The sequence below is a fragment of the Rhizobium sp. LCM 4573 genome (assembly GCF_001854865.1).
Taxonomy (GTDB): domain Bacteria; phylum Pseudomonadota; class Alphaproteobacteria; order Rhizobiales; family Rhizobiaceae; genus Neorhizobium.
Window position 1 is genome coordinate 275256 of record NZ_MDDW01000028.1, and the last position, 23008, is coordinate 298263.

Below are 23008 nucleotides of genomic sequence, written 5' to 3' on the forward strand. Positions count from 1 at the left end.
TGGGAGACGGCAATGCGCAGGACGATTGTGAAAGAATGGAAAAATGAGAGCCGGTGAGTGCGATATCGTTGGGATGTCACTCATGTAAATAATTTTGGACACAATTGTCCAATTCGTCAAGTGCCGTTATGTTGGTGTCATGAAAAATTCGTCTGCCGAAATCGAGCAAGCCTCCACCTGGCCGCCGGCGCAGAACAAGCGCCAGGCGATTTTGAATGCTGCCGCCGATATCTTTGCGGAGCAGGGCTATGCGGGCGCCAGCATCGATGCGATCGCCGCTCGGGCAGGGGTGTCGCGCCAGACGATCTACAATCAGCTCGGGGATAAGGATAATCTCTTCAAGGTGGTGGTGGCGGAGATTACCGACCGTTCCTCCGCGGGTTTCTTCCGGGTTCTGGATACCTTTCCGGCCGCGCCGGAAGACCTCGAAAAGGAATTGACGGAGTTCTCCACACGGCTTCTGCGTAAGGCGATCTGCGACCCGAATGGTCGCTGGCTGCGCAAGCTCGTGGAAACCGAGGGCGCCCGTTTTCCGGAACTTTTCGAAACCTGGCGGGAATACGGCCCCGGCAAGAAATATCCGGCGATTGCGGCGCGGCTGGCCCAGCTCGCCCATGCCGGTTATCTGGAACTCGACGATCCGGCGCTTGCCGCACGCCAGTTCATGGCGCTGTTGGCAACCGACCTTCGCATAGAACAGCAGCTCGGTCGCCGCACCCCTGATGCCGAGATCGATCAGATGGCGGCCAATGCGACGCGCACCTTCCTGCGGGCTTTCGCAAGCCGGCCTTGATCGCCTGCGTCAGTTGTTGAACTGCTCGGCGAGAATACGGTCGGACCAAGAGTGGTTCGGATCGGAGAGGATGCGGGCAGTCACTTCCGTCGACTGTTCCATCCTGACATGCAAGACCGATTTGACTTCCGCATTGTCCGCCACCGCGTTCACCGGACGCTTTTCCGGCTCCAGGATGCGGATATCGACGCGGACGTGATTCGGCAGCAATGCCCCTCTCCAGCGGCGCGGGCGGAAGGCCGAGACCGGCGTCATGGCCAGAAGCGGCGCCTCGAGCGGCAGGATGGGTCCATGGGCGGAAAGATTGTAGGCCGTCGAACCCGCGGGGGTGGCGACCATCAATCCATCGCAGATCAGTTCCTCCAGCCGCACATGCCCGTCGATCTCCACGCAAAGCTTGGCCGCCTGGTAGGATTGCCGGAAGAGATAGACCTCGTTGATGGCGAGCGCGACCGAGCTCGATCCGTCCTCGTTGGTGGTCGTCATCTTCAACGGGTGAAGTTCGTTCTCGACGGCCTCCGCCACGCGTTCACGAAGATTTTCCATGTGGTAGTCGTTCATGAGAAAACCGACGGACCCGCAATTCATCCCATAGATGCGCTTTCCGGTATTGATCGTCTGGTGCAGCGTCTGCAGCATGAAGCCGTCGCCGCCGAGTGCGACGATCACGTCGGCATCTTCGATCGACGTATTGCCATAAAGGCGCAGAAGCTCTTCCAATGCGCTCTGCGCTTCCGGCGCGGTAGAGGCGATGAAGGCCATTTTTTTGGGCGGAAGCGTCTTCTTCGGCAGGGACATGGAGCGAAGCCTCGTGGAACCACCGGCCCTTGGTACATGAAAGAATGCTTTGCGGACAAGGCTCTTGCGGCCGGAGCGGTACGGAGTTCAACCCCGGCCGGAAAAAGACGACCGGGCCGGTTTCGAGTTTTCTCTTTACAGGAAGGGAAAATCTGCTAACTCCCCACTTCATTGGATGCCCTTGTAGCTCAGTTGGTAGAGCACCTGATTTGTAATCAGGGGGTCGCGGGTTCGAACCCTGCCGGGGGCACCAAAAAATCCCCACTTTTCAGCGTTTCCCAATCTCCAATATACCGCGCTTTGCCGGACCTTTCGCGTTTTACCGTTTGGCCTCGGCCATGCTGGGTGCGGCGGAAGCCATCCAGGGCCACAGTGTCCGTGGAGTTGCACTGATTGCCTCGCTGCGCTTCGGCGCATCATTCCGCCGAATGAGACCATAGTCCCAAGCCGACCTAGGACCTGATGCCGATGCAAAGCTCATCGGGCAGCGATAGATAACCAGGCTCTCGATAGATTAGTGGAGTGGCCCCTATGGCTAAGGTATTCCTCGTGGCTATGTCGCTAGTGCTGATCGGCTTCTGGAGTTCTGTCGGCGCAGTGATGTATTCACTACTCAACTGACGCCCAAAGCGTCGCTTCAAATCCGGCGTAGCGAAACTTTTGATTCTCGCTTATATTAGCTTCAGGCAATGGAGGTTGTCTGGAGGAGGGGCATTTGAACGACACGATATTCGGATTCCTGGTAGCGGCGGAACTATCGGCACTATTCTGGGCGGGACTGCTGATTGTAGCCTTTTAGCCTGCTGCCCAGTTTTCGTTCACTTGGTAGAAGATTTCCGGCCCGAGCTCGCTCTTGCCGGGAGGGCTATCCGGCAGAGCGGCCGAGACATTCAGGGCCGGTCCCTTGAGCATCCGCCCGCTCCCAGCTGTGCAGGGGAGTAGGATACCGGCATGAAGATGCGCGCCCTCGACCATATCGTTCTTTGTGTTGCCGATGTCGCGGCCACGCGCCGCTTCTATGAGCGCGTGCTGAACATGCAGTCGCGAGAAGAGCGGCCCGGGAAATGGTCGCTGCATTTCGGCGCAAACAAGATCAGTCTCCAGGATGCCGCCGCGTCACCGGACATTGCACGTGAGACGGTCCCCGGCAGCGGCAATTTCTGTTTGCTGACCGATACTCCCATGGAAGCCGTCATCCGGTATCTCGAGCGTGAGGGCGTGGAGATTGTCGATGGACCGAGCGAAAGGGCCGGCGCGATGGGAAAAATCCTGTCTGTTTATTTCCGGGATCCGGATGGCAATCTGGTGGAGGTCAGCAACCAGCTCGAATAGCAGCCTGACTCGCTCTACTCGACGATCCCCCGCGCGATGAAATCCGGATTGGCGAAATCGGCATCCTCGGACTGGCCGGTCTTGCCGTAGCGAAGCGGTCGGCCGTCGAGTTCCAGCGTCATTCCACCGGCTGCGCGAAGCACGGCATCGCCGGCGGCCGTATCCCACTCCATGGTGCGGTTGAAGCGCGGATAGAGATCGGCCTTGCCTTCCGCAAGAAGACAGAACTTAAGCGACGACCCGATGCAGCAGATTTCGGTTGCGCCGGATTGCTTGAGATAAGCGTCGGTTTCTGCATTRCCATGCGTGCGGCTGGCAACGGCGACTGGAGGGGAGGCGGCCGGACGTGCATGGATCGGATGCCGCGTGACGCCGGAAAGGTCATCGGCGATTTCGAGCTTGTACGCGCCCTCGGGACCGCCGCAATAGGCAACGCCCAGAGCCGGCGCGTAGACGACGCCGAGTACCGGGCTCTCCCGTTCGATCAGAGCGATATTGACCGTGAAGTCGTTTCGCCCACCGATGAATTCCTTGGTTCCGTCGAGTGGGTCGACAAGGATGAAGGATCGGTGCGCGATTTCCGGTACGCGGCCGGCCGCAACGGACTCTTCCGCGACCACTGGAGTATCCGGGCAATGCGCGGCAAGTGCTGCGAGAATGATCGCTTCGGCGCGTTCATCGGCCTCCGTCACCGGCGTGCAATCCGACTTCAGCCTGTAATCCGGACCGGCGCGATGGATATCGAGAATGACCTTGCCGGCCGCCAGGGCGGCCTTTTCGAATATATCAAGCATGGAACCCTTGTCCGGCATCCGCGGCGTCCTCGTTATCATCCGCATGCCATGTTTGCCGCAAGGTTTCGAGTCTTTTAGGCGCCGTATCCGGCGCTCCATCACCGCAAGCCTACATGCGGAGCGGCGCGATGGACGTTCGTGAGGATGCGGCCCGCATTTCCCAAAAGCCTGCGCCCGATCATTCCGAGGATCGTCAGGAGTTCGGAAAAGAGCTCACGGATTCGAGGTTCTTCCTCGATTGGAGGCGCAGGAGGACCCTCCCATAACGCCTGCCTTCTGATGATGGGATAGATATCGGTGCCGGAACGCTGCGGCCCGGATAGGGGGCGAGTATCGGCCGATGCCGCCCAGTTCTCGCCGAGAAAGGTTTCCGGCCTGACATGAAAGCCGGCCTGGAGGACAGCCTCTATGAAGTCGGCTCGCGCGAGCCCGGCAATGGCTCCGCCCTTGAGCACGTCGCGACAGGATTTGACGGCCTGGGCATGTGCTTCGCCGCCCTTGTCGGGCCATGCGCCGACCAATAGCTTGGCCGCGACGAAGGTGTCGGGCACTGCGATCTGCCTTCCGCCCGCTTCAAGGACGACGGGCCTTCTCCAGCTTCCTCGGTCCATGCACACGCTCCTGTAGAAGGATGGTGCATGAGGACATACAAAGCTTGCGCCGGGATTGCGGCTACGTGCGCCGTGGCTGTCAGCCTGGAATGGCGCCGGATCTCAGGAGATGCTGACGCGTCGCGTAGAGTGCGACGGCGGCGGCGTTCGAGACGTTGAGGGATTTGATCGCCCCCGGCATATCGAGCCGCGCCAGCGCCTGCACCGTCTCGCGGGTCTTCTGGCGCAGGCCCTTGCCCTCGGAACCGAGCACGAGTGCGATACGGTTGCTGGAGAAAGTGCTTTCCAGAGCAGCGGGGCCTTCCGAATCGAGCCCGATCGTCTGGAAGCCGAGCTCATGCAATTCGCCAAGTGCATCCGCCAGGTTGGTAATCTGGATATAAGGAATGAGTTCGAGCGCGCCGGAGGCGGATTTGGCCAGCACTCCCGATTCGGTCGGGCTGTGTCTCTGGGTGGTGACTATCGCGCCGGCGCCGAAGGCGACGGCCGAGCGCATGATCGCGCCGACGTTGTGCGGATCGGTGATCTGGTCGAGCACAAGGAGAAGGGGGCTGTCCTTCAGAGCCTCCAGCCGCCGGACGGGCAGGGGCCTTGTTTCCAGCATCACGCCCTGGTGGATGGCCTCGGGCCCGAGCACCTTGTCGATATCCTGCGGAGAGACGAAATCCACAGGGAAGGGAAGGGCGGGCGCTTCGCCGATATCGAGCCGCGCGAAAGCATTCTGCGTGACGGAAAGGCGGATGATCTGCCGGTCGGGATTGTCGAGGGCGGCGCGAACCGTGTGCAGGCCGTATAGATAGACTTGGTTCGGCTGCAGCTGCGGCGGCTTCCAGGTGTCGGCGCCCGGCTTCTGCCGCTTCTTCTGCTGAGGTGTGGGAATTTCGCCGCGCTCGCGCTTTGCATCGCGCACGGCCCGGCGCAGCGTCGCGTAATGGCTGTCGCGGCCGGATCTGTCGGATTTGTCATCTTTGCTCATGGCGCCTTATAGCGGCGTCGGCTCGTTCGGCAAAGCCCCGCGCAGGAAGGCTGCCCGCAGTCCGATGATTATTTTCCGCATTTTTCCAAAAACCTCGTGTTGACAGACGGGGACGGTGCGGTCATATACGCGGCGCAGATCGCGGGACGGCCTTTCGAACCGCCGGTCTGACGAGCTTGGTCAATCGATCCAGACGGAAAACTGGAGGGATGCCCGAGTGGTTAAAGGGGACGGACTGTAAATCCGTTGGCTCAGCCTACGTTGGTTCAAATCCAACTCCCTCCACCATTCTGTCACCGGATCGGACCACCCCGCGGGTATAGCTCAATGGTAGAGCAGCAGCCTTCCAAGCTGAATACGCGGGTTCGATTCCCGCTACCCGCTCCAAGCCTTTCAATCATTTGGCTATAGTCCATTTCACTCGGCCAAGTGGCGGGCTCGAGAGCGCGAGCGGCGTTGATTCACGCTCCGTTCGGGGAAGAGAGCCTCCCGGTCCCGAGAGGCGCAGCTTCATACCCGCTTTACCTTCTTCGACCCATATGACTGGCGCGGCTTGCACCGCGCCCTACTCTTTATCGTGTTCGTTGAAATGGAGAGGTCATATGATGCGTAGAATCATTTTCGCAGTATCGCTTTTTGCTCCTGCCGCCACTGTCGCGCAGGAACTGCCCACGGCTCCTTATCTTCCGCTCGAATTGGCGACCAAGGCCGCGCAAGCAGCGCTGGATGCCTGCGCCGCGGAAAACAACAGGGTCAGTGTCGCTATCGTGGGGCGTGATGGCGGCACCAAGGTGCTGCTCAAGGCCGACAATTCCGGCCCGCACACGGCGTCCAGCGCCGAAGGAAAGGCCTTCACCTCCGCCGCACTGGGCCGCGATACCGCGGGACTTTCCGAATTTATATCCTCCCAGCCCGCAAATGCCGGCTTGCGCGACATGGATTCGCGGATGGTCATCCAGGCCGGTGGCCTCCCGATCAAGATCGGCGACGCGCTGGTGGGCGGAATCGGCGTGGGCGGCGCGCCTTCGGGCGATATCGACGCCAATTGCGCAGCCGCCGGGATCAAGGCGATCGGCGGCGCCGAGTAAGCCCGAAAGCCACCGTGCGGCCATAATGCCATTCGCCATCTCACCGGGCGGTCTGTCCGGTGAGATGGCGAAATCCATCTGAAGTTTATTGAATAAGGAGTTTTTAATGCGCCTGTTTCTTGTCTCTGCCCTGTCCCTCATGGCCGCTTCGCTCAACGCTTATGCGGCTGCACCGGAAGGCGCGAAGCTGTCGGAGATCGTCGCGAAGGTCGAGCAGACCCCGGATGTGGACTATGTCGACGAGGTGGATTGGAACGATCGGGGCTATTACGAGATCGAGTATTTCATGAAGAACGGCGCAAAGGCCGAGATCAGGATCGATCCCAAGACGGGTGAGGCCGTCAGATAAAGTCCTTTAGGCCGGCGCGAAAACCGGCCCAAAGAATCCTGAGCAAAGTCTAGGGCCGCTGAACGTTAGTACAGGTAACCTGGTTTATTCTGCATCCCTGGCTATCCTTTTTACACGTTGCGATCGCCTCCCGCTGAGCAGAAGCAGCATTCTTGCCAGTCTTGATCGAGGTGTACCGAGAACCACCCGCCGCGGCAAAGCAGCCGTGGGTAAACCTCGCTTCGACGCGGCAGTCGCGAGGTAGCGAACTGTGCTTTCTGCACTCTTCCATAGCTACTCGATCGGCCTCGCGCTGGGTAGCATAGTCAGTACCCCATCCGAATGCCCCCGTTTTTTGAGAGAGCGCGACTGCGCTGTAATCTCTTGAGTGAACGATGTCGCTCGCGCACAGAAAAAGGATGATTGCCGGGACGGTTTTCAGCATCAGATTTCCCATTGGTTGCTCCGGCAAGATATCTACACTTTAGGTAGGCGGACGCTATTCCCAATTTTGATGGATCACAGCTGTGGCGACCACGGAAACATAAACGTTCGCTCAGGCAGCTCGTATGGGAAGCCGGAAGGCGCCTCAACAGCCTGCAGGAGGCTCGGCACACCTCGTGTGTGATCCGCCGTGCCGAGCCTCGAGATCGCGGCCCGGGATTGGCTGGGGTTGGCCGCGACGCCGCCAAGCTGTCTTCACCCCTTGAATGGTTCCAGCGCTGTTAAGGCCTATGGTTAATGGATCGTGAATATCCACAATATCTGTTCCGATCCGGAACATCCGCCCTGTATCAGCCGCCGCCAGCCGTTAAACCGATGCCGACCGCATGCCTGAGCGGAGGAAGAGGCTAGGGGGAATCGTTTGCGAAGCGAGCCGCTGTTTTGTGCGGAACGGGTAGATTGCCGGGAAATCGGAAAACATGGGCCGTGGCCGGGAAGGCGCCCTTGCGGCGCGTCTCCCCTTGTCCCGGCGGCCTGCCGCAATTATGTCTTGCGCATTCTTATGGAAAGCCTTAAACGGCTGCACCAAACCCGGTCGCCGGGTCCACCTTTATGTTCACAGGAAGCATTCAATGGCAAAGAGCAAGTTTGAGCGCACGAAGCCTCACGTCAACATTGGCACGATTGGTCACGTTGACCATGGTAAGACGTCCCTGACGGCTGCCATCACCAAGTATTTCGGTGAGTTCAAGGCTTACGACCAGATCGATGCGGCTCCGGAAGAGAAGGCGCGCGGTATCACGATTTCGACGGCGCACGTCGAGTACGAGACGCCGAACCGTCACTATGCGCACGTCGACTGCCCCGGCCACGCCGACTACGTGAAGAACATGATCACGGGCGCTGCGCAGATGGACGGCGCGATCCTGGTCTGCTCGGCTGCGGACGGCCCGATGCCGCAGACGCGCGAGCACATCCTGCTGGCCCGTCAGGTCGGCGTTCCGGCGATCGTGGTGTTCCTGAACAAGGTCGACCAGGTCGACGACGCCGAGCTTCTCGAGCTCGTGGAGCTTGAAGTTCGCGAACTTCTGTCGTCCTACGACTTCCCGGGTGACGACATTCCGGTCATCAAGGGTTCGGCGCTTGCCGCTCTGGAAGATTCGGACAAGAAGATCGGCGAAGACGCGATCCGCGAGCTGATGGCCGCTGTCGACTCTTACATCCCGACGCCTGAGCGTCCGATCGACCAGCCGTTCCTGATGCCGATCGAAGACGTGTTCTCGATCTCGGGTCGCGGCACGGTCGTGACCGGTCGCGTCGAGCGCGGCATCATCAAGGTTGGCGAGGAAGTCGAGATCGTCGGCATCCGTGCGACGTCGAAGACGACGGTGACCGGCGTTGAAATGTTCCGCAAGCTGCTCGACCAGGGCCAGGCCGGCGACAACATCGGCGCGCTGGTTCGCGGTGTGGACCGCAACGGCGTCGAGCGTGGCCAGATCCTGTGCAAGCCGGGTTCGGTCAAGCCGCACAAGAAGTTCAAGGCGGAAGCCTACATCCTGACGAAGGAAGAGGGCGGCCGTCATACGCCGTTCTTCACGAACTACCGCCCGCAGTTCTACTTCCGCACGACGGACGTTACGGGCATCGTGACGCTTCCGGAAGGCACGGAAATGGTCATGCCGGGCGACAACGTCACGGTTGACGTCGAGCTGATCGTGCCGATCGCCATGGAAGAGAAGCTGCGCTTCGCGATCCGCGAAGGCGGCCGTACCGTCGGCGCAGGCATCGTCGCAAGCATCGTCGAGTGATTTTCTCCATAGAGATGCAAGAAAGGCCCCGCCGGAAACGGCGGGGCCTTTCGCTTTATTGGGGGAAGGCGCGACATCACCTTCCGGTGACTTTTCGGGAGTGGAAAGGCGCACCCGACAAAACGACAGGCTTTTGAAATTTCCTCCGGAATAGTGCTTGTCATCGCGGATCAAGTTGAATATGAAGCCCGCGTGTCTCCGGTTGGCGCTGATTGGCCGATCGCGAGGGCGACTTAGGGGTATAGCTCAGTTGGTAGAGCGGCGGTCTCCAAAACCGCAGGTCGGGGGTTCGAGCCCCTCTGCCCCTGCCATTGCCCGAGCGGTGGGCGCGGATATCTGCAGCGGGATCGTTGGGAAGCGGCTGCCGAGAAATCGGCAAAATTTCATCGGACACTCTTTTTCCCCTTGTGAAAAGGGAATGGGGTGTTTATGTAGGGTCAAAACAGACACGCGGTGCGTGGGGCTGAGCGAGATCGGCTTTACGCGCCGTAGTTGCGTGGGCAGTCGATGGCATCTAAAACCAATCCAGTCACGTTTCTGCAGCAGGTTCGCTCTGAGGCGTCGAAAATCACGTGGCCGTCTCGTCGCGAGACCATGATCTCAACGGCCATGGTGCTGTTGATGGTGGTTTTTGYCGCGCTGTTTTTCTTTGCCGCGGACCAGCTTATAGGCTGGCTGATCAGGCTCGTTCTGAACGTCGGCAACTGATTTTGTGGAGATGAACATGGCGGCGCGTTGGTACATCGTCCACGCATATTCGAATTTTGAGAAGAAGGTCGCCGAGTCGATCGAGGAGAAGGCTCGTCAGAAAGGACTGGATCATCTCTTCGAAAAGATCCTGGTGCCGACCGAGAAGGTTGTTGAAGTGCGTCGCGGCCGCAAGGTCGACAGCGAGCGCAAGTTCTTTCCGGGCTATGTTCTTGTCCGCGCGAACCTGACCGACGAGGCTTATCACCTGATCAAGAACACGCCGAAGGTTACGGGCTTCCTCGGCTCCGACAACAAGCCGGTTCCGATTCCGGATTTCGAAGCTGAGCGCATCCTTGGCCAGGTCCAAGAGGGTGTGGAGCGGCCGAAGTCTTCCGTTTCCTTCGAGATCGGCGAGCAGGTTCGTGTTTCCGATGGTCCGTTCGCGTCGTTCAATGGCGTTGTGCAGGATGTCGATGAAGAGCGGTCCCGCCTCAAGGTCGAGGTTTCGATCTTCGGTCGCGCGACGCCGGTCGAACTTGAATACGGTCAGGTCGAGAAGGTCTGATTTCGAAATTCGCGATCGGTCGTTGCTGACGGATCGCGGGACGCGGCGTTTGCCGCAATCGCGTGGGAGGGGTGGCGCCTGAAGCCGGGCTCCATGTCCGAACCACGCAACCGCAGCCGCCGGAGCGATCCGGCATATCGGGGCCGGCAAGCCGGTCCGTAATGAAAGGCAGAGAGAAATGGCTAAGAAGGTAGCAGGCCAGCTCAAGCTGCAGGTCAAGGCAGGATCGGCAAACCCGTCCCCGCCGATTGGCCCCGCACTTGGTCAGCGTGGCATCAACATCATGGAATTCTGCAAGGCGTTCAATGCCGCCACGCAGGAAATGGAAAAGGGTATGCCGATTCCGGTCGTCATCACCTACTACCAGGACAAGTCCTTCACCTTCGTGATGAAGCAGCCGCCGGTGACCTACTGGCTGAAGAAGGAAGCGAAGATCCAGTCCGGTTCGAAGACGCCTGGCAAGGGCGGCAAGGCCGGCACGATCACCAAGGCTCAGGTTCGCACGATCGCTGAAGCCAAGATGAAGGATCTCAACGCGGCCGACGTCGAGGGCGCAATGGCGATGGTCGAGGGTTCTGCCCGCTCCATGGGCCTGGAAGTGGTGGCTTGATCATGGCAAAGCTTGCAAAGCGTATTCAGAAGATCCGCGAAGGCGTTGATCCGACCAAGCTGGTCGCTCTTTCCGACGCCATCTCGATGGTCAAGGAACGGGCTACCGCGAAGTTCGACGAAACCGTCGAAATTGCAATGAACCTCGGCGTTGACCCGCGTCATGCGGACCAGATGGTCCGCGGCGTCGTCAACCTGCCGAACGGCACTGGCCGTGACGTTCGCGTCGCCGTGTTCGCCCGTGGCGCCAAGGCCGATGAAGCCAAGGCCGCCGGTGCGGACGTCGTTGGCGCCGAAGACCTCGTCGAGGTCGTCCAGGGCGGCAAGATCGATTTCGATCGCTGCATCGCGACCCCGGACATGATGCCGCTCGTCGGCCGTCTCGGTAAGGTTCTTGGCCCCCGCGGCATGATGCCGAACCCGAAGGTTGGCACGGTCACCATGGACGTTGCCGGAGCTGTCAAGGCTTCCAAGGGCGGCGCCGTCGAGTTCCGCGTCGAGAAGGCTGGTATCGTCCATGCCGGTATCGGCAAGGCTTCCTTCGAAGCCAAGGCTCTCGAAGAGAACATCAAGGCCTTTGCCGACGCCGTCGTCAAGGCAAAGCCGGCTGGCGCCAAGGGTAACTACGTCAAGCGCGTGGCTATCTCCTCGACCATGGGTCCGGGCGTCAAGATCGATCCGTCGACCGTAACGGTCTGATTTGAAGTTTCCGGAGCCTCGTGCTCCGGATGAAAGATTCCCGGCCTTTCGGGGCCGGGGATTTCCGGAGAAATCCGGAATTCCTGTCCGAGATTGCAGGTGGTTTCGACCTTAATCACTTGAGCCTGCATGAGACGGGTAAGACCCGATTTTCGTTAGGCGCATTCGCGCTTTTGGAGTTCGGTTCGAGCCTTGTGTGCCTTGTGCCTGAAGCCGTTGAGGCGACAGTGCGAGGGGACAGGATCCTCAAGCGCCGCTTGGGATCTTACCAATGGATCCCTTGAGGCAAAGGCAAACCGATGGGGCCTGCAGGATTGCGGTCCCGTCAACTGGAGACAGACAGTGGAAAGAGCGGAAAAACGCGAATTCGTCACGGAGCTGAACGAAGTCTTCAAGGCTTCCGGTTCGGTTGTCGTGGCCCACTATGCTGGTGTCACAGTTGCGCAGATGAACGACTTCCGTTCGAAGATGCGCGCTGCTGGCGGCACCGTCAAAGTCGCGAAGAACCGCCTGGCCAAGATCGCTCTTCAGGGCACGGAAGCGGAAGGAATGTCGGACCTGTTCAAGGGTCAGACGCTCATTGCTTACAGCAATGATCCGGTCACCGCTCCCAAGGTCGTAGTGGATTTCGCCAAGACGAACGACAAGCTCGTCGTCATCGGGGGCTCCATGGGCACGACCACGCTTAACGCGGAAGGCGTCAAGTCGCTTGCGACCCTGCCTTCGCTGGACGAACTGCGTGCAAAGCTGCTGGGTATGATTCAGACCCCGGCAACCCGCATCGCAGGCGTCGTTCAGGCTCCGGCAAGCCAGCTTGCTCGCGTATTTGCGGCCTATGCAAAGAAGGACGAAGCCGCTTGAGGCGGTTTTTCGCTGTTCATAACCAACCAGTTCGAACCGAACAAAAGGAACTAGTAAAATGGCTGATCTCGCAAAGATCGTAGAAGACCTCTCCTCGCTGACCGTTCTGGAAGCCGCTGAGCTTTCCAAGCTGCTCGAAGAGAAGTGGGGCGTTTCCGCCGCTGCTCCGGTAGCTGTTGCTGCTGCTGGCGGCGCTGCTGGCGGTGCTGCTGCCGCTGCTGAAGAAGAGAAGACCGAATTCGACGTCATTCTCACGGACGCTGGCGCCAACAAGATCAACGTCATCAAGGAAGTCCGCGGCATCACCGGCCTCGGCCTCAAGGAAGCCAAGGACCTCGTCGAAGGCGCTCCGAAGGCTGTCAAGGAAGCCGTTTCCAAGGCTGAAGCTGCCGACATCAAGAAGAAGCTTGAAGACGCCGGCGCAAAGGTCGACGTCAAGTAATATCGGAATGCGATGGGGGAGGGAGCGTCTCTCCCCCATCGATTTCCTCTGAACCGGTTACCCAAAAGCCGTCCAAAACGGCTTTTGGGTAATGGGTTCTCAAGAGGATGGTCCCGAACCGGGACGCCAGGCAATCCGGCCGGCGGCTTCGGGAGGCGGGACGAGATTGAGATACTCATGTTCGACGGGATCGACTGGCCAGCGAACCCCGTCCGTTGCAGGCCCGGATGCAAGATTTGAAGGAGCGACGATGGCTCAGACCCTTTCGTTTAATGGTCGCAGGCGCGTACGCAAGTTTTTTGGAAAGATCCCCGAAGTCGCTGAAATGCCGAACCTCATCGAGGTTCAGAAGGCTTCTTACGACCAGTTCCTGATGGTCGAGGAACCGAAGGGCGGCCGCCCGGATGAAGGGCTGCAGACCGTTTTCAAGTCGGTTTTCCCCATCACTGATTTCTCCGGCGCTTCCATGCTGGAATTCGTCTCCTACGAATTCGAGCCGCCGAAATTCGACGTCGAGGAATGCCGTCAGCGCGACCTGACCTACGCGGCGCCGCTCAAGGTGACGCTGCGCCTCATCGTGTTCGATATCGACGAGGATACCGGCGCGAAGTCCATCAAGGACATCAAGGAACAGTCCGTCTACATGGGCGACATGCCGCTCATGACGAATAACGGTACGTTCATCGTGAACGGTACCGAACGCGTGATCGTGTCGCAGATGCACCGCTCTCCGGGCGTCTTCTTCGACCATGACAAGGGCAAGAGCCATTCTTCCGGCAAGCTGCTCTTCGCCGCTCGCGTGATCCCGTATCGCGGCTCCTGGCTCGATATCGAATTCGACGCCAAGGATATTGTCTATGCGCGTATCGACCGTCGCCGCAAGATTCCGGTGACCTCGCTGCTGATGGCGCTCGGCATGGACGGTGAGGACATCCTGTCCACGTTCTATTCGAAGTCCACCTACCAGCGTGATGGCGAAGGCTGGCGCATTCCGTTCCACCCCGAGACGCTGAAGGGCGCCAAGGCCCTCTCCGACATGATCGACGCCGATACTGGCGAAGTGGTTGTCGAGGCCGGCAAGAAACTGACCCCGCGTCTGCTTCGCACGCTCACCGAGAAGGGCCTCAAGGCTCTCAAGGCGACCGATGACGATCTCTACGGGAACTACCTTGCCGAAGACATCGTCAACATGGAAACCGGTGAGATCTATCTCGAAGCCGGTGACGAGATCGACGAGAAGACCCTGCCGGTCATCCTGAGCGCGGGCTTCGACGAAATCCCGGTTCTCGGCATCGACCACATCAATGTCGGCGCCTATATCCGCAACACGCTTTCTGCGGACAAGAACGAGAACCGCCAGGACGCGCTTTTCGACATCTACCGTGTCATGCGTCCGGGCGAGCCGCCGACCATGGAATCGGCCGAGGCCATGTTCAACTCGCTGTTCTTCGATGCGGAGCGTTATGATCTCTCCGCCGTTGGCCGCGTGAAGATGAACATGCGCCTCGACCTCGAGGTTGCCGATACGGTCCGCACGCTGCGCAAGGAAGACATCCTTGCCGTGGTCAAGATGCTGGTCGAACTGCGCGACGGCAAGGGCGAGATCGACGACATCGACAACCTCGGCAACCGCCGCGTCCGCTCGGTCGGCGAGCTGATGGAGAACCAATACCGCCTGGGTCTGCTGCGCATGGAGCGCGCCATCAAGGAGCGCATGTCGTCCATCGAGATCGACACCGTCATGCCGCAGGACCTGATCAACGCGAAGCCGGCAGCCGCCGCGGTTCGTGAATTCTTCGGTTCCTCGCAGCTGTCGCAGTTCATGGACCAGGTGAACCCGCTTTCGGAAATCACCCACAAGCGCCGTCTTTCGGCTCTTGGCCCGGGTGGTCTGACCCGCGAGCGCGCCGGCTTCGAAGTCCGCGACGTTCATCCGACGCACTACGGCCGTATTTGCCCGATCGAAACGCCGGAAGGTCCGAACATCGGCCTCATCAACTCGCTGGCGACCTTCGCGCGCGTCAACAAGTACGGTTTCATCGAAAGCCCGTACCGCAAGATCGTCGACGGCAAGGTCACCAACGATGTGCTCTACCTCTCCGCCATGGAAGAGGCGAAGTACTACGTTGCTCAAGCGAACGCGCCGCTCGACAAGGACGGTTCCTTCATCGAGGAATTCGTGGTCTGCCGTCACGCCGGCGAAGTCATGCTGTCTCCGCGCGACACCATCAACCTGATGGACGTTTCGCCGAAGCAGCTCGTCTCCGTCGCGGCCGCTCTGATCCCGTTCCTGGAAAACGACGACGCCAACCGCGCTCTCATGGGCTCGAACATGCAGCGTCAGGCCGTGCCGCTGGTGCGCGCCGAAGCTCCGTTCGTCGGCACCGGCATGGAGCCGGTCGTCGCCCGCGATTCCGGTGCGGCCATCGGCGCACGCCGGGCGGGTATCGTCGACCAGGTCGATGCGACCCGTATCGTTATCCGCGCGACGGAAGATCTCGATCCGTCGAAGTCGGGTGTCGATATCTACCGGCTGCAGAAGTTCCAGCGTTCGAACCAGAACACCTGCGTCAACCAGCGTCCGCTGGTGACCGTAGGCGACGTGATCTCCAAGGGTGATATCATCGCCGACGGTCCGTCGACGGATCTGGGCGATCTGGCGCTCGGCCGCAACGCGCTTGTCGCGTTCATGCCCTGGAACGGCTACAACTACGAAGACTCGATCCTGCTCTCCGAGCGCATCGTGTCGGACGACGTGTTCACCTCCATTCACATTGAGGAATTCGAGGTGATGGCGCGTGATACCAAGCTTGGTCCGGAAGAAATCACGCGCGACATTCCGAACGTTTCGGAAGAAGCGCTGAAGAATCTCGACGAAGCGGGCATCGTCTACATTGGCGCCGAAGTCCAGCCGGGCGATATCCTCGTGGGCAAGATCACGCCGAAGGGCGAAAGCCCGATGACGCCGGAAGAAAAGCTTCTGCGCGCCATCTTCGGCGAGAAGGCTTCTGACGTGCGCGATACTTCCATGCGCATGCCGCCGGGCACCTTCGGTACCGTCGTAGAAGTCCGCGTCTTCAACCGTCATGGTGTGGAGAAGGACGAGCGCGCCATGGCGATCGAGCGTGAGGAAATCGAGCGCCTCGCTAAGGACCGCGACGACGAACAGGCGATCCTCGACCGCAACGTCTACGGCCGTCTGATCGACATGCTGCGCGGCCACGTATCGGTTGCCGGTCCGAAGGGCTTCAAGAAGGGTGCCGAGCTTTCGAATGCCGTGATCTCGGAATATCCGCGGTCGCAGTGGTGGATGTTCGCCGTCGAAGACGAGAAGGTGCAGGGCGAGATCGAAGCTCTGCGCGCCCAGTACGACGAATCCAAGTCGCGCCTTGAACAGCGCTTCATGGATAAGGTCGAGAAGGTCCAGCGCGGCGACGAGATGCCTCCAGGCGTCATGAAGATGGTCAAGGTCTTCGTTGCCGTAAAGCGCAAGATCCAGCCGGGCGACAAGATGGCCGGCCGTCACGGCAACAAGGGTGTCGTATCGCGCATCGTGCCGATCGAGGACATGCCGTTCCTCGAAGACGGTACGCATGTCGATATCGTTCTGAACCCGCTGGGCGTGCCTTCGCGCATGAACGTCGGTCAGATCCTCGAGACGCATCTTGCCTGGGCCTGCGCCGGCATGGGCAGGAAGATCGGCCAGTTGCTCGAAGACTACAGGAAGTCGAACGACATCACCGACCTGAAGCGTGAGCTCAAGGACGTTTATGCCAGCGTGGCGAACGACGAAGTTGCAAGCTTCGACGACGAGTCGCTTGTTCGTCTCGCCGAGCAGTCCAAGCGCGGCGTATCCATCGCGACGCCGGTCTTCGACGGTGCGCATGAACCCGACGTTGCGTCCATGCTGAAAAAGGCTGGCCTGCATGAGTCCGGTCAGTCGGTCCTGTATGATGGCCGCACGGGGGAGCCCTTCGACCGCAAGGTGACCGTCGGCTACATGTACATGATCAAGCTGAACCACCTCGTGGACGACAAGATCCATGCCCGTTCGATCGGTCCGTACTCGCTCGTCACCCAGCAGCCGCTCGGTGGTAAGGCGCAGTTCGGCGGCCAGCGCTTCGGCGAAATGGAAGTCTGGGCGCTCGAAGCCTACGGCGCCGCCTACACGCTGCAGGAAATGCTGACCGTGAAGTCGGACGACGTGGCCGGCCGTACCAAGGTCTACGAAGCGATCGTGCGCGGCGACGACACGTTCGAGGCGGGCATTCCGGAGAGCTTCAACGTTCTCGTCAAGGAAATGCGGTCTCTGGGTCTGTCGGTCGAGCTGGAGAACTCCAAGATCGAGCCGGTCGAGGCGGGGCAGTTGCCCGACGCCGCCGAGTAAAATCAAGAAGAGGCGCGCGCCGAGCTGGCGCGCGCCGCTCCCGCCTCCGGTTTTCGCCGGCAGGCTGGGAACTTTCGCCGCATTTCGCGGCTATGACCGTATTTAAGGCGTCGGACCGTCCGTCCCGGGAAATCCGGACGGTACCGATCGCAAGCCGAGGGCGTATCCGCCCCTAAAGGAGATAGGCATGAACCAAGAGGTCATGAATCTTTTCAATCCGCAGGTGCCTGCGCAGCATTTCGATTCGATCCGTATCTCGATCGCGTCGCCCGAGAAGATTCTCTCCTGGTCCTACGGCGAAATCAAAAAGCCGGAGACCATCAACTACCGCACGTTCAAGCCGGAACGCGACGGCCTCTTCTGCGCGCGCATCTTCGGACCGATCAAGGACTACGAGTGCCTGTGCGGCAAGTACAAGCGCATGAAGTACAAGGGCATCATCTGCGAAAAGTGCGGCGTGGAAGTCACTCTGTCGCGCGTTCGCCGTGAGCGCATGGGTCATATCGAGCTCGCCGCTCCCGTCGCCCATATCTGGTTCCTGAAGTCGCTTCCGTCCCGTATCGCGACGCTTCTCGACATGACGCTCAAGGATGTCGAGCGCGTTCTCTATTTCGAGAACTACATCGTCACCGAGCCGGGCCTGACCTCGCTCAAGGAAAACCAGCTTCTTTCCGAAGAAGAGTACATGATCGCCGTCGACGAGTTCGGCGAAGATCAGTTCACCGCGATGATCGGCGCCGAGGCCATCTACGAGATGCTCGCTTCGATGAATCTCGAGAAGATCGCCGGTGACCTGCGCTCCGAGCTTGCCGACACCACGTCGGATCTCAAGCAGAAGAAGCTGATGAAGCGGCTGAAGATCGTCGAGAACTTCATCGAGTCCGGCAACCGCCCGGAATGGATGATCATGAAGGTCATCCCGGTAATTCCGCCGGACCTGCGCCCGCTGGTCCCGCTGGATGGCGGCCGTTTCGCGACGTCCGACCTCAACGATCTCTATCGTCGCGTCATCAACCGTAACAACCGTCTGAAGCGCCTCATCGAACTGCGCGCGCCGGGCATCATCATCCGTAACGAAAAGCGCATGCTGCAGGAATCTGTCGATGCGCTGTTCGACAACGGCCGCCGCGGCCGCGTCATTACGGGTGCCAACAAGCGTCCGCTGAAGTCGCTTTCCGACATGCTGAAGGGCAAGCAGGGCCGGTTCCGCCAGAACCTGCTCGGCAAGCGCGTCGACTATTCCGGCCGTTCGGTTATCGTGACCGGTCCGGAACTGAAGCTGCACCAGTGCGGCCTTCCGAAGAAGATGGCGCTCGAGCTCTTCAAGCCGTTCATCTATGCCCGCCTTGACGCCAAGGGTTACTCCTCCACCGTGAAGCAGGCCAAGAAGCTGGTCGAGAAGGAAAAGCCGGAGGTCTGGGATATCCTGGACGAGGTCATCCGCGAGCATCCGGTTCTCCTGAACCGCGCGCCGACGCTGCACCGCCTGGGTATCCAGGCCTTCGAACCGATCCTGGTCGAAGGCAAGGCGATCCAGCTGCACCCGCTCGTCTGCAYGGCCTTCAACGCCGACTTCGACGGTGACCAGATGGCCGTTCACGTGCCGCTGTCGCTCGAAGCCCAGCTCGAAGCCCGCGTGCTGATGATGTCGACGAACAACATCCTGCATCCGGCAAACGGTGCCCCGATCATCGTGCCGTCGCAGGACATGGTTCTCGGCCTCTACTATCTCTCGATCATGAACCAGAACGAGCCGGGTGAGGGCATGGCCTTCTCCGACATGGGCGAACTGCACCACGCTCTGGAAAACAAGGTCGTGACGCTGCACGCCAAGATCAAGGGCCGCTACAAGACCGTCGACGCGGACGGAAAGCCGGTTTCGAAGATCTATGAAACCACGCCCGGCCGCATGATCATCGGTGAGCTTCTGCCGAAGAACCCGAACGTGCCCTTCGACATCTGCAACCAGGAGATGACCAAGAAGAACATCTCCAGGATGATCGACGCGGTCTACCGTCATTGCGGCCAGAAGGACACGGTGATCTTCTGCGACCGTATCATGCAGCTCGGCTTTACCCATGCCTGCCGCGCCGGCATTTCGTTCGGCAAGGACGACATGATCATTCCGGACACCAAGGAGAAGATCGTCGGCGATACCGAAGCCCTGGTGAAGGAATACGAGCAGCAGTACAACGACGGCCTGATCACTCAGGGCGAGAAGTACAACAAGGTCGTCGACGCCTGGGGCAAGGCCACCGAGAAGGTCGCCGAAGACATGATGGCCCGCATCAAGGCCGTCGAGTTCGACGCCGAGACCGGTCGCCAGAAGCCGATGAACGCGATCTACATGATGTCCCACTCGGGCGCCCGCGGTTCTCCGAACCAGATGCGCCAGCTGGGCGGCATGCGCGGCCTCATGGCCAAGCCGTCGGGCGAGATCATCGAAACGCCGATCATCTCGAACTTCAAGGAAGGCCTGACCGTGAACGAGTACTTCAACTCGACGCACGGCGCCCGTAAGGGCCTGGCGGACACCGCCTTGAAGACGGCTAACTCCGGTTACCTGACCCGCCGTCTCGTCGACGTCGCGCAGGACTGCATCGTCAACATGGTCGACTGCGGCACCGAGAACGGTCTCACGATGACCGCCATCGTTGACGCCGGCCAGGTCGTGGCTTCGCTCGGCGCCCGCATTCTGGGTCGTACGGCTCTCGACGACATCGACAACCCGGTCACCGGCGAGAACCTCGTCAAGGCCGGCCAGATGATCCTCGAGCCGCATGTTGCCGAAATCGAGAAGGCCGGCATTCAGTCCGTCCGCATTCGTTCGGCACTGACCTGTGAAGTCCAGACGGGCGTCTGCTCGGTCTGCTACGGTCGAGATCTGGCACGCGGTACGCCCGTCAACATGGGCGAAGCCGTCGGTGTCATCGCGGCCCAGTCGATCGGCGAGCCGGGCACCCAGCTCACCATGCGTACCTTCCACCTGGGCGGCACTGCGACCGTGGTCGACCAGTCCTTCCTGGAAGCCTCGTATGAGGGCACGGTGCAGATCAAGAACCGCAACATGCTGCGCAACTCGGAGGGCAACCTCGTCGCGATGGGCCGCAACATGGCGATCACCATTCTCGACGAACGCGGTGTCGAACGCTCCTCGCAGCGTGTCGCCTACGGTTCGAAGCTGTTCGTGGACGATGGCGACAAGGTCAAGCGCGGTCAACGTCTCGCCGAGTGGGATCCCTACACCCGCCCGATGATGACGGAAGTCGCGGGTACCGTTCAGTTCGAGGACGTGGTGGACTCCATCTCGGTTTCGGAATCGACGGACGAATCCACCGGCATCACCAAGCGTCAGGTCATCGACTGGCGTTCGACGCCGCGCGGTTCCGACCTCAAGCCGGCAATCGTCATCAAGGATGCCTCTGGCAACATCACGAAGCTCACCCGTGGCGGTGATGCCCGCTTCATGCTGTCTGTCGACGCCATCCTCTCGGTCGAGCCTGGCCAGAAGGTATCTCAGGGTGACGTTCTCGCCCGCGTGCCGATGGAAAGCGCCAAGACCAAGGACATCACCGGTGGTCTGCCGCGCGTCGCCGAACTGTTCGAAGCTCGTCGTCCGAAGGATCACGCCATCATCGCGGAGATCGATGGCACGATCCGCCTGGGCCGCGACTACAAGAACAAGCGTCGCGTCATGATCGAGCCGGCGGAAGACGGTGTTGAACCGGTCGAGTACCTGATTCCGAAGGGCAAGCCCTTCCATCTTCAAGACGGCGACTACATCGAGAAGGGCGACTACATCCTCGACGGCAACCCGGCGCCGCATGACATCCTGGCAATCAAGGGCGTGGAGGCTCTGGCTTCCTACCTCGTCAACGAGATCCAGGAAGTCTATCGACTGCAGGGCGTTGTCATCAACGACAAGCACATCGAGGTCATCGTTCGTCAGATGCTGCAGAAGGTCGAGATCACCGATGCCGGCGACAGCCAGTACATCGTTGGTGACAATGTCGACCGGATCGAGCTGGACGACGCCAACGAGCGCCTGATCGAGGAAGGCAAGAAGCCTGCATTCGGGGATCCGGTTCTTCTCGGCATCACCAAGGCATCGCTGCAGACGCCGTCCTTCATTTCGGCCGCTTCCTTCCAGGAGACCACCAAGGTTCTCACGGAAGCTGCGATCGCCGGCAAGATGGACACGCTGCAGGGGCTCAAGGAAAACGTCATCGTCGGTCGTCTCATCCCGGCCGGTACGGGCGGCACCATGACCCAGATCCGCCGCATCGCCACTTCGCGCGACGACCTCATCCTCGAGGAGCGCAAGAAGGGCACCGGCGCCTCGGCCGCAACGCCGATGCTGCAGGACATGGCCGGCGAGAATACGCCGGCAGAATAAGGTGAGGGCAGGGGGAAGCACCCCCTGCAATCGCTGGATCGGCCAACAAAAAAGCCCGGATCGTTTCGATCCGGGCTTTTGCATTATGGGCTTGATTGTAGGGAATGTAGAACTGCCGCTACTGCATGTCACCACTCAGGGATTTCGGTCTCCGGCGGCAGCCTTCACGAGTCGAAGCGGATGATCGCGACCTCGCCTTCGAGCGCACCCTGATAGGCCGAGGCATGCGGCTCCTCCACCGGGGCTTCGGTCAACATGCCGATCTGGTCGAGGTCGGCCTCGACGAAACCCTCCTCGGTCAAGGCGTTCAGGGCTTCGCGCACTGCAGAATCGTCGTCGGCGGCGCTCAACAGGATATGCAGGTCGATGCCCTCGCCGCCCTTGATTTCATAGGCCTTGCCGATAATGATGAACACCATCGGCCCTTCGAGGTTGTTGTCGTTGTCGGGGTTGCCGATCATCGTTCTCTCCGTATCGGTTGCCGGAAAGACGTTGAACGCCGAACCGGCGGGAAGGTTCTCGGATTTTCCTTAACGTCCGTGGGATCGATTCCCAAACACTATCTGCCGGGGAGGATGAAATCGTGACGATTTCATCGCGGCAAGGCTCTCCAGGCCCATTCTGCGGGGCCTGCATCTATTAATTTTTGCTTTTTAGCTTGACGGGAAGGGGTGAAAACAGTAAACGCCCCGCATCGGAAGCGATGTGAGGCTTGCCCGTTTGGAACGAGTCGTTCCTTGAGTAGACCTCAGACACGGTTCGAAACACGCACGTTGACGACACGAATGCTGCACGCATGACGCATGAGGAATGCGTCCTCTGCCTTGGGTGGTCCATCCGGAAAACCGGGTCGGGCCACGTTTTGCGCATGAGGGGATGTGTGTGCCGCCGCCGGAAACGGCATCAGATTGGCCCGAAAAGGGTTTGAGACGAAATTTGCAAGGGATGGTTATATGCCTACCGTAAACCAGCTGATCCGCAAGCCGCGCCAGGCACAGGTAAAGCGCAATAAGGTACCTGCTCTGCAGGAAAACCCGCAGAAGCGCGGCGTTTGCACCCGCGTCTACACCACGACCCCGAAGAAGCCGAACTCGGCTCTGCGTAAGGTCGCCAAGATCCGCCTGACCAACGGCTTCGAAGTCATCGGCTACATTCCGGGTGAAGGTCATAACCTTCAGGAACACTCCGTGGTGATGATCCGTGGCGGCCGCGTCAAGGACTTGCCGGGTGTTCGCTACCACATCATCCGCGGTGTTCTCGATACCCAGGGTGTCAAGAACCGCAAGCAGCGCCGTTCCAAGTACGGTGCGAAGCGTCCGAAGTAATCCTTCGGTCCTAAGTTTTTACACGGCGCTGCGCGAGGTTCTCCGCGTGATAAGGCGCCTTA

The 23008-nt window shown here is 60.1% G+C and carries 20 protein-coding genes and 4 tRNA genes; 18 read left to right on the forward strand and 6 right to left on the reverse strand.

The window, feature by feature from the left end:
* Positions 1 to 139 precede the first annotated feature (139 nt).
* On the forward strand, positions 140 to 793 hold the full coding sequence (locus tag LCM4573_RS23250; protein ID WP_071008822.1) for a TetR/AcrR family transcriptional regulator: 654 nt from the start codon (positions 140 to 142) through the stop codon (positions 791 to 793).
* 9 nt (positions 794 to 802) lie between these two features.
* Here LCM4573_RS23250 and LCM4573_RS23255 read toward each other — a convergent pair whose 3' ends face one another.
* Positions 803 to 1555, reverse strand: a complete 753-nt coding sequence (locus tag LCM4573_RS23255) for an NAD kinase (RefSeq protein WP_116285711.1) — start codon at positions 1553 to 1555, stop codon at positions 803 to 805.
* Between the two features lie 213 nt (positions 1556 to 1768).
* Between LCM4573_RS23255 and LCM4573_RS23260 the strand changes: the two genes are divergently transcribed.
* Together LCM4573_RS23260 and LCM4573_RS23265 are read left to right on the forward strand one after the other, a co-directional pair.
* Positions 1769 to 1844, forward strand: a tRNA-Thr gene (locus tag LCM4573_RS23260).
* A gap of 704 nt (positions 1845 to 2548) precedes the next feature.
* Complete coding sequence (locus LCM4573_RS23265) at positions 2549 to 2923, forward strand: VOC family protein (protein WP_244505400.1); 375 nt, start codon at positions 2549 to 2551, stop codon at positions 2921 to 2923.
* Between the two features lie 14 nt (positions 2924 to 2937).
* Here LCM4573_RS23265 and cysQ read toward each other — a convergent pair whose 3' ends face one another.
* The 3 genes from cysQ to rlmB all read right to left on the reverse strand — a co-directional run bounded on the left by cysQ (position 2938) and on the right by rlmB (position 5304).
* Positions 2938 to 3717 (reverse strand): 3'(2'),5'-bisphosphate nucleotidase CysQ, encoded by a 780-nt coding sequence (gene cysQ / locus LCM4573_RS23270; protein WP_071009215.1) that lies wholly within the window; start codon positions 3715 to 3717, stop codon positions 2938 to 2940.
* A 98-nt stretch (positions 3718 to 3815) separates the two neighbouring features.
* Positions 3816 to 4328, reverse strand: a complete 513-nt coding sequence (locus LCM4573_RS23275) for a DUF982 domain-containing protein (RefSeq protein WP_071008827.1) — start codon at positions 4326 to 4328, stop codon at positions 3816 to 3818.
* Positions 4329 to 4407: 79 nt separating this feature from the next.
* Complete coding sequence (gene rlmB, locus LCM4573_RS23280; protein WP_071008829.1) at positions 4408 to 5304, reverse strand: 23S rRNA (guanosine(2251)-2'-O)-methyltransferase RlmB; 897 nt, start codon at positions 5302 to 5304, stop codon at positions 4408 to 4410.
* A gap of 203 nt (positions 5305 to 5507) precedes the next feature.
* On the opposite strand from rlmB, the gene LCM4573_RS23285 reads away from it, so the two are divergent.
* From LCM4573_RS23285 to LCM4573_RS23300, 4 genes are all read left to right on the forward strand, one after another.
* Positions 5508 to 5592, forward strand: a tRNA-Tyr gene (locus LCM4573_RS23285).
* A gap of 25 nt (positions 5593 to 5617) precedes the next feature.
* Positions 5618 to 5691, forward strand: a tRNA-Gly gene (locus LCM4573_RS23290).
* A gap of 215 nt (positions 5692 to 5906) precedes the next feature.
* Complete coding sequence (locus LCM4573_RS23295; RefSeq protein ID WP_071008830.1) at positions 5907 to 6392, forward strand: heme-binding protein; 486 nt, start codon at positions 5907 to 5909, stop codon at positions 6390 to 6392.
* Positions 6393 to 6498: 106 nt separating this feature from the next.
* Complete coding sequence (locus tag LCM4573_RS23300; protein WP_071008833.1) at positions 6499 to 6741, forward strand: PepSY domain-containing protein; 243 nt, start codon at positions 6499 to 6501, stop codon at positions 6739 to 6741.
* Positions 6742 to 6790: 49 nt separating this feature from the next.
* Here the strand turns inward: LCM4573_RS23300 and LCM4573_RS28975 are convergent, their stop codons facing one another.
* Entirely contained in the window at positions 6791 to 7177 is a 387-nt protein-coding gene (locus tag LCM4573_RS28975) for a DUF4189 domain-containing protein (protein WP_071008834.1), read from the reverse strand.
* A 619-nt stretch (positions 7178 to 7796) separates the two neighbouring features.
* Here LCM4573_RS28975 and tuf point away from each other — a divergent pair.
* The 10 genes from tuf (at position 7797) to rpoC (ending at position 21621) form a co-directional block, all read left to right on the forward strand.
* Positions 7797 to 8972: an elongation factor Tu gene (gene tuf, locus LCM4573_RS23310; RefSeq protein WP_071008836.1), complete on the forward strand. Its 1176-nt coding sequence runs from the start codon at positions 7797 to 7799 to the stop codon at positions 8970 to 8972.
* A gap of 235 nt (positions 8973 to 9207) precedes the next feature.
* Positions 9208 to 9283 (forward strand) — tRNA-Trp (locus LCM4573_RS23315).
* A gap of 196 nt (positions 9284 to 9479) precedes the next feature.
* Complete coding sequence (secE, locus tag LCM4573_RS23320) at positions 9480 to 9680, forward strand: preprotein translocase subunit SecE (protein ID WP_071008838.1); 201 nt, start codon at positions 9480 to 9482, stop codon at positions 9678 to 9680.
* A gap of 16 nt (positions 9681 to 9696) precedes the next feature.
* Positions 9697 to 10227 (forward strand): transcription termination/antitermination protein NusG, encoded by a 531-nt coding sequence (nusG, locus tag LCM4573_RS23325; RefSeq protein WP_071008840.1) that lies wholly within the window; start codon positions 9697 to 9699, stop codon positions 10225 to 10227.
* A 178-nt stretch (positions 10228 to 10405) separates the two neighbouring features.
* Positions 10406 to 10837: a 50S ribosomal protein L11 gene (gene rplK, locus LCM4573_RS23330; RefSeq protein WP_046792704.1), complete on the forward strand. Its 432-nt coding sequence runs from the start codon at positions 10406 to 10408 to the stop codon at positions 10835 to 10837.
* A 2-nt stretch (positions 10838 to 10839) separates the two neighbouring features.
* Positions 10840 to 11535: a 50S ribosomal protein L1 gene (gene rplA, locus LCM4573_RS23335; protein WP_071008842.1), complete on the forward strand. Its 696-nt coding sequence runs from the start codon at positions 10840 to 10842 to the stop codon at positions 11533 to 11535.
* A gap of 342 nt (positions 11536 to 11877) precedes the next feature.
* Complete coding sequence (gene rplJ / locus LCM4573_RS23345) at positions 11878 to 12396, forward strand: 50S ribosomal protein L10 (protein WP_071008846.1); 519 nt, start codon at positions 11878 to 11880, stop codon at positions 12394 to 12396.
* A gap of 58 nt (positions 12397 to 12454) precedes the next feature.
* Complete coding sequence (gene rplL, locus LCM4573_RS23350) at positions 12455 to 12838, forward strand: 50S ribosomal protein L7/L12 (protein ID WP_046792701.1); 384 nt, start codon at positions 12455 to 12457, stop codon at positions 12836 to 12838.
* Between the two features lie 250 nt (positions 12839 to 13088).
* Positions 13089 to 17225, forward strand: a complete 4137-nt coding sequence (gene rpoB, locus LCM4573_RS23355; protein ID WP_071008848.1) for a DNA-directed RNA polymerase subunit beta — start codon at positions 13089 to 13091, stop codon at positions 17223 to 17225.
* Between the two features lie 187 nt (positions 17226 to 17412).
* A complete protein-coding gene (rpoC, locus tag LCM4573_RS23360; protein WP_071008850.1) occupies positions 17413 to 21621 on the forward strand; it encodes a DNA-directed RNA polymerase subunit beta' in 4209 nt (1402 codons plus the stop codon).
* Positions 21622 to 21785: 164 nt separating this feature from the next.
* Here the strand turns inward: rpoC and LCM4573_RS23365 are convergent, their stop codons facing one another.
* Positions 21786 to 22082, reverse strand: coding sequence for a transcriptional regulator (locus LCM4573_RS23365; protein WP_071008852.1), 297 nt, complete (start codon positions 22080 to 22082; stop codon positions 21786 to 21788).
* A gap of 492 nt (positions 22083 to 22574) precedes the next feature.
* Between LCM4573_RS23365 and rpsL the strand changes: the two genes are divergently transcribed.
* Complete coding sequence (rpsL, locus tag LCM4573_RS23370) at positions 22575 to 22946, forward strand: 30S ribosomal protein S12 (RefSeq protein WP_003507760.1); 372 nt, start codon at positions 22575 to 22577, stop codon at positions 22944 to 22946.
* Positions 22947 to 23008 lie beyond the last annotated feature (62 nt).